Origin of the sequence: Klebsiella sp. GN_Kp190 (assembly GCF_040061795.1) — a bacterium.
Taxonomy (GTDB): domain Bacteria; phylum Pseudomonadota; class Gammaproteobacteria; order Enterobacterales; family Enterobacteriaceae; genus Klebsiella; species Klebsiella michiganensis.
Genome location: NZ_JBEAFN010000075.1, coordinates 1 through 15,489 on the forward strand (window position 1 = coordinate 1; position 15,489 = coordinate 15,489).

The 15,489-nt window shown below is 57.2% G+C and carries 13 protein-coding genes; 8 read left to right on the plus strand and 5 right to left on the minus strand.

The genetic code is table 11. The annotated features are described in order from the left end of the window. The 8 genes from ftsK to ABLU67_RS27415 form a co-directional block, all read left to right on the plus strand. A partial coding sequence (gene ftsK / locus ABLU67_RS27380; RefSeq protein WP_348852611.1) for a DNA translocase FtsK occupies nt 1-2,597 on the plus strand: 2,597 nt, incomplete at its 5' end. A gap of 121 nt (nt 2,598-2,718) precedes the next feature. Continuing rightward, a complete protein-coding gene (gene lolA / locus ABLU67_RS27385) occupies nt 2,719-3,330 on the plus strand; it encodes an outer membrane lipoprotein chaperone LolA (RefSeq protein ID WP_004130911.1) in 612 nt (203 codons plus the stop codon). 8 nt (nt 3,331-3,338) lie between these two features. Further along, on the plus strand, nt 3,339-4,682 hold the full coding sequence (gene rarA / locus ABLU67_RS27390; RefSeq protein WP_004849446.1) for a replication-associated recombination protein RarA: 1,344 nt from the start codon (nt 3,339-3,341) through the stop codon (nt 4,680-4,682). A 91-nt stretch (nt 4,683-4,773) separates the two neighbouring features. Then, complete coding sequence (gene serS / locus ABLU67_RS27395) at nt 4,774-6,066, plus strand: serine--tRNA ligase (RefSeq protein ID WP_009653254.1); 1,293 nt, start codon at nt 4,774-4,776, stop codon at nt 6,064-6,066. Between the two features lie 200 nt (nt 6,067-6,266). Beyond that, the gene (gene dmsA / locus ABLU67_RS27400) at nt 6,267-8,705 is read left to right on the plus strand and encodes a dimethylsulfoxide reductase subunit A (protein WP_348852612.1); all 2,439 of its coding nucleotides are present in this window, start codon (nt 6,267-6,269) and stop codon (nt 8,703-8,705) included. 10 nt (nt 8,706-8,715) lie between these two features. Beyond that, nucleotides 8,716-9,333: a DMSO/selenate family reductase complex B subunit gene (locus tag ABLU67_RS27405; protein ID WP_009653301.1), complete on the plus strand. Its 618-nt coding sequence runs from the start codon at nt 8,716-8,718 to the stop codon at nt 9,331-9,333. Nucleotide 9,334: 1 nt separating this feature from the next. Beyond that, nucleotides 9,335-10,198 carry a dimethyl sulfoxide reductase anchor subunit family protein gene (locus ABLU67_RS27410; RefSeq protein ID WP_025107512.1) on the plus strand — a complete coding sequence of 288 codons (864 nt, stop codon included), beginning with the start codon at nt 9,335-9,337 and terminating at the stop codon, nt 10,196-10,198. 274 nt (nt 10,199-10,472) lie between these two features. Next, nucleotides 10,473-11,621 carry an MFS transporter gene (locus tag ABLU67_RS27415; protein WP_009653261.1) on the plus strand — a complete coding sequence of 383 codons (1,149 nt, stop codon included), beginning with the start codon at nt 10,473-10,475 and terminating at the stop codon, nt 11,619-11,621. Nucleotides 11,622-11,660: 39 nt separating this feature from the next. On the opposite strand, the gene ABLU67_RS27420 is transcribed toward ABLU67_RS27415, so the two are convergent. Genes ABLU67_RS27420 through ABLU67_RS27440 form a run of 5 tightly spaced genes read right to left on the minus strand, consistent with a single transcriptional unit; the run spans nt 11,661 to nt 15,431 of the window. Then, entirely contained in the window at nt 11,661-12,098 is a 438-nt protein-coding gene (locus ABLU67_RS27420; RefSeq protein ID WP_048261072.1) for a PTS sugar transporter subunit IIA, read from the minus strand. 53 nt (nt 12,099-12,151) lie between these two features. Next, nucleotides 12,152-13,063, minus strand: coding sequence for a transketolase C-terminal domain-containing protein (locus tag ABLU67_RS27425; RefSeq protein ID WP_025107510.1), 912 nt, complete (start codon nt 13,061-13,063; stop codon nt 12,152-12,154). Then, nucleotides 13,063-13,860, minus strand: coding sequence for a transketolase (locus tag ABLU67_RS27430; RefSeq protein WP_348852613.1), 798 nt, complete (start codon nt 13,858-13,860; stop codon nt 13,063-13,065). Before ABLU67_RS27430 ends, ABLU67_RS27425 begins: the two co-directional genes overlap by 1 nt. Before the next feature lie 12 nt (nt 13,861-13,872). Further along, entirely contained in the window at nt 13,873-15,138 is a 1,266-nt protein-coding gene (locus ABLU67_RS27435) for a PTS ascorbate transporter subunit IIC (RefSeq protein ID WP_014228634.1), read from the minus strand. A gap of 17 nt (nt 15,139-15,155) precedes the next feature. Continuing rightward, nucleotides 15,156-15,431: a PTS sugar transporter subunit IIB gene (locus tag ABLU67_RS27440; RefSeq protein WP_014228635.1), complete on the minus strand. Its 276-nt coding sequence runs from the start codon at nt 15,429-15,431 to the stop codon at nt 15,156-15,158. Nucleotides 15,432-15,489: the final 58 nt, after the last annotated feature.

Genomic DNA, 15,489 nt, shown 5'->3' on the forward strand with positions numbered 1-15,489 from the left:
CGGCTTACCAGCCGCAGCATGCGTACCAGCCGGAACAGGCCCCGGTACAGCAGCCTGAGCCTTACGCCGCCTCCGTTGAGCCTGAGCCTCCGCAAGAGGAGGTGAAGCCTCAGCGTCCGCCGATGTACTACTTCGAAGAAGTGGAAGAGAAACGCGCGCGTGAACGCGAGCAGCTTGCCGCATGGTATCAGCCGATTCCGGAGCCGGTCAGTCCGGTTGCGACAAAACCGATCTCGCCTCCGCCTGCTCCGGCGGCTGATGTTGCCGCGGTGAGCGCGCTGGCGTCTGGCGTCCATCAGGCCACCGGGGCGGCCTCCGTCGCATCTGCCGCATCCAGCGCCGCGCCGCTGTTTAGCCCGGTGTCGGGCGGCCCGCGTGCGCAGGTAAAAGAGGGCATAGGCCCGAAATTGCCGCGTCCAAACCGCGTTCGCGTGCCCACGCGCCGTGAGCTGGCTTCCTATGGCATTAAGTTGCCTTCGCAGCGGTTGGCTGAAGAACGTGCGCGTCAGGCAGAGCATCAGCACTATGATGACGATGCGCTGACGGACGAGGAAGTTGCAGAGCTTGAGCAGGGTGAGCTGGCGCGTCAGTTCGCGGCTGCGCAAAATCAGCGCTATGGCGATAGCTACGCTGCGGAAGAGGCTGATGTAGACGAGGATTCTGCCGCTGAAGCCGAACTTGCCCGTCAGTTTGCCGCTTCCCAGCAGCAGCGCTACGCCAGCGAGCAGCCGCCGGGATCGCATCCGTTCTCTGCGGCGGATTATGAATTCTCGCCAATGAAAACGTTAGTTGATGATACGCCGAGCGAGCCTGTCTTCACGCCGTTGCCGGAAGTACAGCAGCCTGCCCCGCAGAATCAGCAGCCGGCCCAGCATTCGCAGCCCGTACAGCAGCCGATGCCGCACCAGCAGATGCCTCAGCCGCCGCAACATGCGCAGCAGCAGTCTTATCAACCCGCGCCGCAGCAGCCGGTTCACCATCAGCCGATGCCGCAGCAGGCTCCTGGCAGCTATCCGCAGCAGCAGGCTCCGCAGCAGCCGATCCCGCAGCCGCAGGAAAGTCTCATTCACCCGCTGTTGATGCGCAATGGCGACAGTCGCCCGTTACAGAAGCCGACAACGCTGCTGCCCTCGCTTGACCTGCTCACGCCGCCACCGGCTGAAGTTGAGCCGATCGATACCTTTGCGCTTGAGCAAATGGCGCGTCTGGTTGAAGCTCGTCTGGCCGATTTCCGCATTAAAGCCGATGTGGTGAACTACTCACCTGGCCCGGTTATTACCCGCTTTGAGCTTAACCTGGCGCCGGGCGTGAAAGCGGCGCGCATTTCCAACCTGTCGCGCGATCTGGCCCGTTCTCTGTCCACTGCGGCGGTTCGCGTGGTGGAAGTGATTCCGGGTAAACCCTACGTTGGCCTGGAGCTGCCTAACAAAAAGCGCCAGACCGTTTACCTGCGCGAAGTGCTGGATAATGCGAAATTCCGCGATAATCCTTCACCGCTCACGGTGGTCCTCGGGAAAGACATTGCGGGCGAACCTGTCACTGCCGATCTGGCGAAGATGCCGCACCTGCTGGTAGCGGGTACCACCGGTTCCGGTAAATCCGTTGGGGTCAACGCCATGATCCTCAGCATGCTCTATAAAGCGCAGCCGGAAGACGTGAAATTCATCATGATTGACCCGAAAATGCTCGAGCTGTCGGTCTATGAGGGAATACCGCATCTGTTAACGGAAGTCGTGACGGATATGAAAGACGCGGCCAATGCTTTGCGCTGGAGCGTCAACGAGATGGAGCGCCGGTATAAACTCATGTCTGCGCTGGGCGTACGTAATCTCGCGGGTTATAACGAGAAGATTGCTGAAGCCGCACGTATGGGACGGCCCATTCCGGATCCTTACTGGAAGCCTGGCGACAGTATGGATGCGACGCATCCGGTACTGAAAAAAGAGCCTTACATCGTGGTGCTGGTCGACGAGTTTGCCGACCTGATGATGACCGTCGGCAAGAAAGTGGAAGAGCTGATTGCGCGCCTGGCGCAGAAAGCGCGCGCCGCGGGGATCCACCTGGTGCTGGCGACCCAGCGACCGTCGGTTGACGTTATCACCGGCCTGATTAAAGCCAACATCCCGACGCGTATCGCCTTTACCGTATCGAGTAAAATTGACTCACGTACTATCCTTGACCAGGGCGGTGCGGAATCACTGCTGGGAATGGGCGATATGCTCTACTCCGCGCCTAACTCGACGATCCCTGTGCGCGTACACGGCGCTTTTGTACGCGACGAGGAAGTTCACGCCGTCGTTCAGGACTGGAAGGCGCGCGGGCGTCCGCAGTATGTCGATGGCATCACCTCCGATAGCGAAAGCGAAGGAGGCGGCGGTGGCTACGAGGGCGGTGAAGAGCTCGATCCGCTGTTCGATCAGGCCGTCAACTTTGTGACGGAAAAACGCAAAGCCTCCATATCTGGGGTACAGCGTCAGTTCCGCATTGGCTATAACCGCGCCGCGCGTATCATTGAGCAAATGGAGGCTCAGGGGATCGTGAGCGAGCAGGGGCATAACGGTAACCGTGAAGTGCTGGCGCCGCCGCCTTTTGAGTAACCGCAAAGTTGGGTAAATAAGTGAAAATCAGCCTGTTCTGCTGTTTTACGGCCGTTGGCCGTTCTACATTAGCAGCAGACCAGGCTCCCGCGTCGGGAGTGACGCACATTAAGGAATAACAATGAAAAAACTCGCAATCACCTGTGCATTACTGTCCAGTTTTGTCGTCAGTCAGGTATGGGCGGATGCCGCCAGCGATTTAAAAAGCCGCCTTGATAAAGTGAGCAGCTTCCACTCCAGCTTTACGCAGAAAGTGACGGACGGCAGCGGTAATGCCGTGCAGGACGGGCAGGGAGACCTGTGGGTCAAGCGGCCTAATCTGTTCAACTGGCATATGACCCAGCCGGATGAAAGCGTGCTGGTGTCCGACGGCAAAACGCTGTGGTTTTACAACCCGTTTGTTGAGCAGGCTACCGCTACCTGGCTGAAAGATGCGACCAGCAACACGCCGTTTATGCTGATTGCCCGCAATCAGGCCAGCGACTGGCAGAACTACAACATTAAGCAGAACGGTGATGATTTTGTTCTGACGCCGAAAAACGGCAGCGGTAATCTGAAGCAGTTCACCATCAACGTGGGTCGCGACGGTACGATTCATCAGTTCAGCGCCGTGGAACAGGACGATCAACGCAGCAGCTATCAGCTGAAATCGCAACAAAATGGTGCCGTGGATGCATCTAAGTTCACCTTTACGCCGCCGCAAGGGGTTACGGTGGACGATCAACGTAAATAGAGGCGAACGTGAGCAACCTGTCGCTCGATTTTTCCGATAACGCGTTTCAACCTCTGGCCGCCCGTATGCGGCCAGAAAATTTAGCGCAGTACATTGGCCAGCAGCACCTGCTGGCGCCGGGTAAACCCTTACCGAGGGCGATTGAAGCCGGGCATCTACACTCGATGATCCTCTGGGGGCCGCCCGGGACAGGAAAAACCACCCTGGCCGAAGTGATTGCGCGCTATGCCAGCGCCGACGTTGAACGTATCTCAGCGGTGACCTCCGGGGTGAAAGAGATCCGCGAGGCCATTGAACGCGCGCGCCAAAACCGCAACGCGGGTCGCCGCACGATCCTGTTTGTCGACGAAGTGCACCGTTTCAATAAAAGCCAGCAGGACGCCTTTCTGCCGCATATTGAAGACGGGACCATCACCTTTATCGGCGCGACGACGGAAAATCCCTCCTTTGAACTCAATTCCGCGCTGTTATCCCGCGCGCGCGTTTATCTGCTCAAGTCGCTGACCAGCGACGACATCGAGCAGGTGCTCAACCAGGCGATGAGCGACAAAACGCGCGGCTACGGCGGGCAAAATATCGTCCTGCCGGACGAGACGCGCAAGGCCATCGCCGACCTTGTCAACGGCGATGCGCGCCGGGCGCTGAATACGCTGGAAATGATGGCCGATATGGCCGAAGCCGACGCCTCCGGCAATCGCGTGCTGAAAGTTGAGCTGCTGACTGAAATTGCCGGTGAGCGCAGCGCGCGTTTCGACAACAAAGGCGATCGCTTTTACGATTTAATCTCCGCGCTGCACAAATCGGTTCGCGGCAGCGCCCCGGACGCCGCCCTCTACTGGTACGCGCGGATTATTACCGCCGGCGGCGATCCGCTCTACGTTGCCCGCCGCTGCCTGGCGATTGCCTCGGAAGATGTCGGCAACGCCGATCCGCGCGCGATGCAGGTTGCGATCTCCGCATGGGACTGCTTTACCCGTGTCGGACCGGCGGAAGGCGAACGGGCGATTGCTCAGGCCATTGTCTATCTTGCCTGTGCGCCCAAAAGCAACGCGGTTTACACCGCGTTTAAAGCGGCGATGGCCGACGCCCGCGAACGTCCCGATTACGACGTCCCGGTTCATTTGCGCAATGCCCCAACGAAGCTGATGAAAGAGATGGGCTACGGGCAAGAGTATCGCTATGCTCACGATGAACCGAATGCTTATGCCGCCGGGGAGCAGTACTTCCCGCAGGAAATGGCGCAAACGCGCTATTATAAGCCGACAAACCGGGGGCTGGAGGGCAAAATAGGCGAAAAGCTCGCCTGGTTAACCGAACAGGATCAAAATAGCCCGATAAAACGCTACCGATAATTGAGGCGTTGCGGTAAGGTTGTCACACTATTTCCGTGGTCGCGCTCTGCGGCCATTTTTCTTTTATTAATTCGATAAGCACAGGATAAGCATGCTCGATCCCAATCTGCTGCGTACCGAGCCAGACGCAGTCGCAGAAAAACTGGCACGCCGGGGCTTTAAGCTGGATGTAGATAAACTTCGCGCTCTGGAAGAGCGTCGTAAAGTTCTGCAGGTTCAAACTGAAAACCTGCAGGCGGAGCGCAACTCCCGATCGAAATCCATTGGCCAGGCGAAAGCGCGCGGGGAAGATATTGAGCCATTACGCCTGGAAGTGAACAAACTCGGCGAGCAGCTTGATGCCGCTAAGACCGAGCTGGACGCGCTGCTGGCGGAGATCCGCGATATCGCGCTGGCTATCCCTAATATCCCGCACGACGACGTTCCGGCCGGTCGCGACGAAAACGACAACGTTGAAGTCAGCCGCTGGGGAACCCCGCGCGAGTTCGATTTTGACGTTCGCGATCACGTCACGCTGGGCGAAATGCACGGAGGGCTGGATTTTGCCGCCGCCGTGAAGCTGACCGGTTCTCGCTTTGTGGTCATGAAGGGCCAGCTGGCACGCCTGCACCGCGCGCTGGCGCAGTTTATGCTGGATCTGCATACCGAACAGCACGGCTACAGCGAAAACTACGTCCCGTATCTGGTTAACCAGGACACGCTGTACGGTACCGGTCAGCTGCCGAAATTCGCCGGCGACCTGTTCCATACCCGTCCGCTGGAAGAAGAAGCCGACAGCAGCAACTACGCGCTGATCCCGACGGCGGAAGTTCCGCTGACCAACCTGGTTCGCGATGAAATCATTGATGAAGACGATCTGCCGATCAAAATGACCGCGCATACGCCGTGCTTCCGCTCTGAAGCCGGATCTTACGGCCGCGATACCCGCGGTCTGATCCGTATGCACCAGTTCGACAAAGTCGAGATGGTGCAGATTGTACGTCCGGAAGATTCCATGGCGGCGCTGGAAGAGATGACCGGCCACGCCGAGAAAGTGCTGCAGCTGCTGGGTCTGCCGTATCGTAAAGTGGCTCTGTGCACGGGCGATATGGGCTTCAGCGCATGCAAAACCTACGATCTGGAAGTGTGGGTGCCGGCGCAGAATACCTATCGTGAGATCTCTTCCTGCTCCAACGTCTGGGATTTTCAGGCGCGTCGCATGCAGGCACGCTGCCGCAGCAAATCTGACAAGAAAACTCGCCTCGTACACACGCTGAACGGTTCTGGCCTGGCGGTTGGACGTACGCTGGTCGCGGTGATGGAAAACTATCAGCAGGCGGATGGTCGCATCGAGATCCCGGAAGTTCTGCGCCCGTATATGCGCGGCCTTGAATTTATCGGTTGATTTTTCAACGCTCTTCTCAAAAGCGCCTGCGGGCGCTTTTTTTTTACCCCCTTCTTGATACCGGGCAATAATCGCCTTCGCGATTACGAAGATACTCCCTTTGGATTAAACAGGATAAAAAACTAATAAAGGTTAATTTCGTTGTATATGTAACTATATAACGGCATTAAGTTAATTGTGAGCAACCAAAGCGAGTATCTATGAAAACCAAAACCTCCGATGCTTTACTGGCTGCTGAGGTGAGCCGGCGTGGTTTAATGAAAACCACGGCGATTGGCGGGCTGGCGATGGCCAGCAGCGCTTTTACCTTACCCTTCACGCGCATTGCCCAAGCCGCAGACAACCTCAACCCCGCCAGCGAAACGGTCACCTGGAGCGCCTGTACGGTGAACTGCGGCAGCCGCTGCCCGCTGCGGATGCATGTGGTGGGTGGTGAGATAAAATATGTTGAAACGGACAATACCGGCGACGATAGCTACGACGGTCTGCATCAGGTTCGCGCCTGTCTGCGCGGCCGCTCGATGCGTCGACGCGTCTACAACCCGGACCGCCTGAAATATCCGATGAAGCGCGTGGGCAAACGCGGCGAGGGCAAATTCGAGCAAATCAGCTGGGAAGAAGCGTTCGATACTATCGCCAGCAATATGCAGCGTCTGATAAAAGAGTACGGTAATGAGTCCATCTATCTGAACTACGGAACGGGAACCCTCGGCGGAACCTTGACTCGCTCATGGCCACCGGGGAAAACCCTGATTGCCCGCCTGATGAACTGCTGCGGCGGCTATCTCAACCATTATGGCGACTACTCCACCGCGCAAATTGCCGCGGGACTGAACTACACCTACGGCGGCTGGGCCGATGGCAATAGCCCGTCGGATATCGAAAACAGCAAGCTGGTGGTGCTGTTTGGCAATAACCCCGGGGAAACCCGCATGAGCGGCGGCGGAGTGACCTACTACCTGGAACAGGCGCGGGAGAAATCCAACGCCAGGCTGATTATTATCGATCCACGCTATACCGACACCGGCGCCGGACGCGAAGACGAGTGGATCCCTATCCGCCCGGGAACCGATGCCGCGCTGGTCTCCGCGCTGGCGTGGGTGATGATTAACGAGAACCTCGTTGACCAGCCTTTCCTCGACAAGTACTGCGTAGGCTATGACGAGAAAACGCTGCCGGAAGGGGCGCCGACCAATGGCCACTATAAGGCCTATATTCTCGGTCAGGGCAAAGACGGTATCGCGAAGACCCCTGAGTGGGCGTCGACGATTACCGGCATTCCCCAGGCGCGTATCGTGCAGCTGGCGCGCGAAATCGCCAGCGCTAAACCTGCCTATATTTCTCAGGGGTGGGGCCCACAGCGCCATGCCAACGGTGAGCTGGTTTCCCGCGCGATTTCCATGCTGGCAATCTTAACCGGCAACGTCGGGATTAACGGCGGCAATACCGGCGCGCGTGAAGGTTCTTACTCCCTGCCTTTTGAACGTATGCCGACGCTGGATAATCCGGTGGAAACCAGTATTTCCATGTTTATGTGGACCGATGCGATTGAGCGCGGGACGGAAATGACCGCGCTGCGCGACGGCGTGCGCGGCAAAGATAAGCTCGACGTGCCTATTAAAATGGTCTGGAACTATGCCGGTAACTGCCTGGTCAACCAGCATTCAGAGATTAACCGTACCCATGACATCCTTCAGGATGACAAGAAGTGCGAGATGATTGTGGTCATTGATTGCCATATGACCTCCTCGGCGAAATATGCCGATATTCTGCTGCCGGACTGTACGGCTTCGGAGCAGATGGATTTTGCCCTCGATGCCTCCTGCGGCAACATGTCATACGTGATTTTTGCCGATCGGGCCATCAAGCCGCGTTTTGAATGCAAAACCATCTATGAGATGACCACGGAGCTGGCGAAGCGCATGGGCGTTGAGCAACGTTTCACCGAAGGCCGCACTCAGGAAGAGTGGCTGCGTCACCTCTATGAGCAATCCCGTAAAGCGATCCCGGCGCTGCTGCCGTTTGATGAATTCCGCAAGCAGGGAATCTTCAAACAGCGCGATCCGGAAGGCCACCACGTTGCCTATAAAGCTTTCCGCGAAGATCCCGCCGCCAGTCCGCTCACGACGCCGTCAGGGAAAATTGAAATCTACTCTGCGCAGCTGGCGGAAATTGCCGCGACCTGGGAGCTGAAAGAAGAGGATGTTATCGACCCGCTGCCGATATACAGCCCTGGGTTTGAAAACTATGACGATCCGCTGGCGAAAAAGTATCCGCTGCAGCTGACCGGTTTTCACTATAAAGCCCGCACACACTCCACCTACGGCAACGTTGACGTACTGAAAGCCGCCTGCCGTCAGGAGATGTGGATCAACCCGCTTGATGCACAGAAGCGCGGTATCGCCAATGGCGATCGGATCCGCATTTTTAACGATCGCGGTGAAGTGCATATCGAGGCCAAAGTGACCCCGCGCATGATACCGGGCGTGGTCGCGCTGGGTGAGGGGGCCTGGTATAACCCGGACGCAGGCCGCGTGGATCAGGCTGGCTGCATTAACGTGCTGACCACCCAACGCCCGTCGCCGCTGGCGAAAGGCAATCCATCGCATAGCAACCTCGTCCAGGTTGAAAAGCTGTAAGGAGTAACCGATGACAACTCAATATGGATTTTTTATTGATTCCGCCCGTTGCACCGGTTGCAAAACCTGCGAACTGGCTTGTAAAGACTATAAAAACCTCACGCCGGAAGTGAGCTTCCGTCGTATCTACGAATACGCCGGCGGCGACTGGCAGGAGGATAACGGCGTCTGGCAGCAAAACGTCTTTGCCTATTACCTCTCTATTGCCTGCAACCATTGTGAGGATCCGGCCTGCACCAAAGTTTGCCCGAGCGGGGCGATGCATAAACGTGAAGATGGCTTTGTCGTTGTCGATGAAGATGTCTGTATCGGCTGTCGCTATTGCCATATGGCCTGCCCGTACGGCGCGCCGCAGTACAATGCGACAAAAGGTCATATGACCAAATGCGACGGCTGCCACGAGCGCGTCGCCGACGGCAAAAAGCCGATTTGCGTGGAATCTTGCCCGCTGCGCGCGTTAGATTTCGGCCCGATTGAAGAGCTGCGCCAAAAACACGGCCAGCTGGCCGCCGTTGCGCCGCTGCCTTCGGCCCACTTCACTAAACCGAGTATCGTGATTAAACCTAACGCCAACAGCCGACCGTGTGGAGATACCACCGGCTACCTGGCCAACCCGAAGGAGGTGTGAGATGGGGAGTGGATGGCATGAATGGCCGCTGATTGTTTTCACGGTCTTTGGTCAGTGCGTGGTGGGCGGCTTTATTGTGCTGGCTCTGGCGCTAATGAAAGGCGACTTATCGCGTGAACAGCAACAGCGCGTCGTGTGGAGCATGTTTGGCCTGTGGGTGCTGATGGGCGTGGGCTTTATTGCCTCAACCCTGCATCTTGGGTCGCCCATGCGCGCGTTTAACTCGCTTAATCGCGTAGGCGCCTCGTCGCTCAGTAACGAAATCGCCAGCGGGGCGCTTTTCTTCGCCGTTGGCGGCATTGGCTGGCTGCTGGCGGTGGTCAATAAGCTACCGGCGGGGCTGCGTCATCTCTGGCTGGTCATTACCATGGTGCTGGGGATTATCTTCGTCTGGATGATGGTCCGCGTCTATAACACTATTGATACGGTACCCACCTGGTATACGGTCTGGACGCCGCTTAGCTTCTTCCTGACGATGTTTATCGGCGGTCCGCTGCTGGGATATCTGCTGCTGCGCGTTGCCGATGTCAACGGCTGGGCGATGCGCCTGCTGCCAGCGGTGACCCTCCTGGCGCTGGTGATTAGCGCCATCGTGGTGCTGATGCAAGGCAGCGAGCTGGCGACAATCCATAGCTCTATTCAGCAGGCCTCGGCGCTGGTGCCAGCCTACGGCTCGCTGATGGCGTGGCGCCTGGTTGCGCTGGCGTTGGCGCTGGTCTGCTGGATTGCCCCCCAGCTCAAAGGCTACCAGCCTGCGCTGCCGATGCTGGGGCTGGCTTTTGTGCTGGTGCTGATCGGCGAGACGATCGGCCGCGGCGTCTTCTACGGCCTGCATATGACCGTTGGAATGGCAATCGCCAGCTAATCGCCCTTTATCGCGCCAGAAACCCTTATTCTGGCGCGATAAAAAGTGCGGTCGATTCATGAAATATTTCTACCGATATTCCCACCGCTATTTTCCAATAAAGTAATAAAAACAATGGAATAATATAAATAGCTATTCTGTTGTCGATCCGCTGGATAAAAAACTTCTATCGTTCCCCCGCAAACCGCGTCACGCCTGATTTCAGGCGGATTGACAATGTTTGCAGCAGTGGCATGATGCGCACGAAATCTGAACTCCATCACGGTTTATATCCATGACCATCTACACCCGGCCAGTGCAAATGCTGCTCTGTGGCCTGCTTTTGTTGACCCTGGCGATAGCGGTTTTAAATACGCTCGTCCCGCTTTGGCTCGCCCATGAAAATATGCCGACCTGGCAGGTCGGGATGGTGGGCTCGTCCTATTTTACCGGTAATCTGGTGGGAACATTGCTTGCCGGATGGGTAATTAAGCGTCTGGGCTTTAACCGCAGCTATTACCTGGCATCGGTTATTTTTGCCGTGGGCTGCGTGGGTCTTGGTATTACGCTGGGTTTCTGGAGCTGGTTCAGCTGGCGCTTTATCGCCGGCGTCGGCTGCGCGATGATTTGGGTGGTGGTGGAGAGCGCGCTGGTCTGTAGCGGCACTTCGCGGAGCCGGGGTCGCCTGCTGGCGGCGTATATGATGATTTATTACGTCGGCACGGTGCTGGGCCAGTTAATGGTCAGCAAGCTGCCGACGGATCTGATGAGCGTTCTGCCGTGGGTGACGGCGCTGGCGCTGGCGGCCATTCTGCCGCTGCTGTTTGCTCGCGTGGCGACTCAGGCCGATGAGCCGCACGAACCGGCGCGTATCTGGCCAATGTTAAGGCTGCGTCAGGCCCGTCATGGCGTCAACGGCTGCATTATTTCCGGCATTGTGCTCGGTTCGCTGTATGGCCTGATGCCGCTGTGGCTCAACCACCAGGGCGTTAGCGATTCCGGCATTGGCTTCTGGATGGCGGTGATGGTGAGCGCGGGTATCGTGGGGCAGTGGCCGATTGGCCGGCTCGCCGATCGCTACGGCCGTCTGCTGGTCCTGCGCGTTCAGGTGTTTGTGGTGATTCTCGGCTGTCTGGCGATGTTAAGCCAGGCCGCAATGGCGCCCGCGCTGTTCGTGCTGGGCGCTTCCGGCTTCACGCTCTATCCGGTGGCTATGGCCTGGGCCTGCGAAAAAGTTGAGCGTCATCAGCTGGTGGCGATGAACCAGGCGCTGTTAATGAGCTATACCGTGGGCAGCCTGCTTGGGCCGACGCTGACCGCCATGCTGATGCAGAACTTCTCTGACAATCTGTTGTTTATCATGATTGCCAGCGTGTCATTCATCTACCTGCTGACGCTGCTGCGCAAAGCGGGGCACCATCCTACGCCGGTGGCGCACGCCTGATTTTTCAGAACATAGCCAGGGCACGTCCCTGGCTATGGATTAATGCGACGCAAGAAGCGCAATAAACTGTGCCCGGTTTTGCACCGTGCTGTATCGCTGAAGTCTCTCCCCCTCATCCAGCCAGCAGACTAACCGCTGGATGGTCTGGATATGCTGTTCACTATCGGCCGCCGCCAGTACGACTATCAGCCGAATGCCGGGATGCTCCGGAAAATCAACGGCCTCGCTACAGCAAAGCAGCGAAAGCGCGCTGTTTCTGCTCAGCACGCCGGCTTCTGGACGCGCGTGCGGTAGCGCAAACGCCGGGCTCAATATATACCAGGGGCCATCCTGCTCCGTGGCGCTGATAATAGCCCTGGCATAGCTCCCGGTGATTTTTCCCTGCTCCTCAAGCGGGCGGCAGGCGAGATGAACGGCGCTGCGCCAGCTCAGGCAGTCGCTGGTGAACTGACAGGCGGAAAATAGCCTCTCTTCCATAAACGTTCCCTTTACGCGCGAGCCGACCGCCAACTGACCGGCTCGCCTGGTGGTTAGCGTAGCGCGTTAAACAGCGCGTCTCCCGAGATGCCATATTTCGCTTTTAGCTGCCTGCTATTACCCGATTCGGTAAATGTGTCCTGCGTTCCCAGACGCGTAAGGCGCGCCGGATGTGCCTTTTGCGCCAGGGTTTCCGCGATCAGGCCGCCGAGGCCGCCGTTGACGGTGTGATTTTCAAGCGTAGCGATAAGCGGGCAGCCTTCGACCAGCCGATAAAACGCCTGCTGGTTGAAGGGTTTGACGGTTGCAACGTGAATAAGCTTGCCCTTTTTGCCGCTGGCGAGCAGCTTTTCATAGCCGTCGGTAGCCTGTTCCAGTACCGTTCCTTCAAACAGAATCGCAAAATCCGTGCCGCTGTCGGCGATGGCGGCGATATCGCTGACCCGGGGAACGACGCTTTTGTCGCGAACCGGCATCGGCTCGCGCGCCACGCGAATATAAACGGGTCCCTTTATTTTTGCCGCCTGCTCGAAGGCCTCGGCGATTTCTTCCGCATCTGCCGGGGTCAGGACGGTTAATCCCGGAAGGACGCGGGTCAGCGCTAAATCCTCCAGCGCATGGTGCGAAGCGCCGTCCGGGCCATCATCCATACCGGGGTGGCTACCGACGAGTTTAATATTGGCTTTGGCATAGCAGGCCTGCCGCAGCTGGGTCCAGGCGGTGCCGGTGACGAACATCGCAAAGTTAACATAGAAGGGCATAAAGCCTTCCAGCGCCTGGCCGACCGCGAAGCTCATGGCGGAACCTTCCGCAATGCCCATTTCGAAAAAGGCCTCAGGATAGACGGCCTGAAACTGGTCGGTACGGGTAGAGCTGGCTAAATCGCTGTCGATAACAACAACGGGATAGCCCTTTTCTTTTAGCGCAATCAGGGCATGCCCGATCTCATCACGGGGTGCTTTCATCACTGTAACTCCTCCATCGCCTGCTGAAATTGTTCTTTGCTCGGGGTTTTTGAGTGCCAGTCGCCGTTGTTTTCCATATAGCTGACGCCGGAACCTTTGGTGGTGCGCGCCACGATGGCGACAGGTTTACCTTTCAGGTGACGGGATAGCATCAGGGTATCGGCAACCTGATGCATATCATTGCCGTTGTGCAGTTCCAGTACATGCCAGCCAAAGCTGCGGATTTTGTCCGCCAGCGGCTCGAGATTAACGACGTCATTGACCGGATCGTGGGAAGAGAAGCCGTTGTAATCGATGATGGCGACCAGATTATCCATTTTCATATGCCCGGCCTGCTGTAGGGTTTCCCAGATTTGGCCTTCATGCATTTCACCATCGCCAACGATGGCAAATACCCGGCGCGGATCGTTGCGCCGCTTTTTGGCGGCCGCCATACCAAAAGCAATCGACAGCCCCTGGCCAAGCAGTCCGGTTGTCGCATCGACTTCCGGCAGCGACTTAATGCTCGGGTGCCCCTGCAGGCGCGAGTTGATCTGTCGGAACGTATTGAACTCGCTGCGCTCGATCTTGCCTTGTTGATACAGCATGGCGTACTGCGCGGCGACGGCGTGGCCTTTACTCATCACCACGCGCGAGCGGGGGGAGGCGGCCAGATCGACTTCCTGGTAATAGAGCCAGGTAAGCACGTCGATTATCGACAGCGCCCCGCCCGGATGGCCAATTCCGGACTCGTAAATCATGGTGACGATCTCGCGGCGGGCGGCAAGCGCGTGGGATTTCAGTTCATCAATGTTCATGTTCATTCCTTCTTAGGGCAGCATTTTACCGATGTAGTACACGACCAGACCCAGAGCGACGAAGTCGGTTTCCGGGAAGCTGGTGCCTGAAAGACCGACGGATTCCATAATCGGGTAAATCAGCGCCGGGCCGATGCCGATCAGGATCCCGGTGATAAAGCTTCCGGCAATCGCGCCTTTCCAGCCGCCGGAGGCATTACCAAATACCGCTGCGGTCGCGCCAATGAAGAAGTAGGGAATGGCTACCGGGATAATCACGGTTTGGCCAAGGATCGCCAGAAAGCCCATCACCACCAGCCCGCCGACAAATGAAGAGATAAACCCCAGCACGGTGGCGGTCGGGGCGTAGGGGAAGACCACCGGGCAGTCGAGCGCGGGTTTGGCGTTAGGAATAAACTTCTCCGAGATGCCGAGGAAGGCCGGAACAATTTCTGACAGCAGCAGGCGTACGCCGGTAATGATGATGTACAGCGAAGCGGTAAAGGTCAGAGACTGAAAGAGCGGATAAACCAGCCAGTGCATCCCGCCTGCCGCTGCGGTGACCGCGGCTTTTCCGGCAGCGAGCGCGGCGATGTAGTAGAAGATGCTCACCGAGATCGACACCGAGACGATGTAATCTTTAAAGATCCCCAGCCAGCCGGGAAGATTCAGCTTTTCGGTGGATTGTTTCGGATCGCCGACCTTTGCGCCAATCCAGCCGGAGGCGGCGTAGGCCAGGGTGACGTAGTGCCCCATCGCTATCTCATCATTACCGGTAATTTTTCGCATCCACGGCTGCGCAATGGCCGGATAGAGGCAGGCGGCGAGACCCAGCAGCACGGAGCCGACAATGATGGTCGTCATGTCGCTGTAGCCCAGCGCCTTCAGCGTTACGGTAAGCAGCGCGGAGAGATAAAGATTATGTTGCCCGGTAAGAAAGATGTATTTAAACGGCGTCACGCGGGCAAAAAACAGGTTCCAGCCAAAACCAATCACCATGATCAGCGACACGCACATGGCGAATTTGGTTTGCGCCAGTCCGGTTAGCGCTTCTGCCAGCGGCATGACGCCCTTCAGGCCAAAGCCATCGCTGAATAAGGTCTGAAAGTTACCCAGGGAAGTGACTGCCAGACCGGCGCCACCGGCAAAAACCAGAAAGCCGACGATGGTTTTGAAGGTGCCGGAAAGGACTTTTTCAATCGGCTTGCGTTGGATTAACAGGCCGATTAATGCAATAAAGCCAACTAAAAGTGGGGTTACGCCCAGAATGTCGAATACAATAAATCTGAGGAAATCCATATTGCCTCCGGGAGAGGTTAGTTGCTTTGAACGATGTCGGTGAGCGCAGACTCCATCTCTTCACTGTTCATCAGGTCGGTGATGCCGACCGCTCTGAATCCGGCGGCTTCGACTTCGTCGGTGAGATCGCGCATAGTGATGACAAAATCAATATCTCGCCAGGTGCGTAACCCTGAGAGGACATCGTGCTCCAGCTCGATATTCCAGCCGTGCTTGTCGATGATTTTTTGTGCTTTGATTTTGAGCATTAAGGAGCTGCCCATACCGGTACGACAGACTATGAGACCTTTCATTCGATGTTCTCCTGTTTGTAAAAATAATTATTTTTATTTATTTGTGTGAGATAATAAT

Bases quoted from the DNA above. Each gene is read 5' to 3' on its own strand.
- serS (WP_009653254.1), top strand. From the start codon at position 4,774: ATGCTCGATCCCAATCTGCTGCGTACCGAGCCAGACGCAGTCGCAGAA.
- dmsA (WP_348852612.1), top strand. From the start codon at position 6,267: ATGAAAACCAAAACCTCCGATGCTTTACTGGCTGCTGAGGTGAGCCGG.
- ABLU67_RS27425 (WP_025107510.1), bottom strand. From the start codon at position 13,063: ATGAAAGCACCCCGTGATGAGATCGGGCATGCCCTGATTGCGCTAAAA.
- ABLU67_RS27430 (WP_348852613.1), bottom strand. From the start codon at position 13,860: ATGAACATTGATGAACTGAAATCCCACGCGCTTGCCGCCCGCCGCGAG.
- ABLU67_RS27420 (WP_048261072.1), bottom strand. From the start codon at position 12,098: ATGGAAGAGAGGCTATTTTCCGCCTGTCAGTTCACCAGCGACTGCCTG.
- ABLU67_RS27410 (WP_025107512.1), top strand. From the start codon at position 9,335: ATGGGGAGTGGATGGCATGAATGGCCGCTGATTGTTTTCACGGTCTTT.
- ABLU67_RS27415 (WP_009653261.1), top strand. From the start codon at position 10,473: ATGACCATCTACACCCGGCCAGTGCAAATGCTGCTCTGTGGCCTGCTT.
- ABLU67_RS27435 (WP_014228634.1), bottom strand. From the start codon at position 15,138: ATGGATTTCCTCAGATTTATTGTATTCGACATTCTGGGCGTAACCCCA.
- ABLU67_RS27405 (WP_009653301.1), top strand. From the start codon at position 8,716: ATGACAACTCAATATGGATTTTTTATTGATTCCGCCCGTTGCACCGGT.
- lolA (WP_004130911.1), top strand. From the start codon at position 2,719: ATGAAAAAACTCGCAATCACCTGTGCATTACTGTCCAGTTTTGTCGTC.
- ABLU67_RS27440 (WP_014228635.1), bottom strand. From the start codon at position 15,431: ATGAAAGGTCTCATAGTCTGTCGTACCGGTATGGGCAGCTCCTTAATG.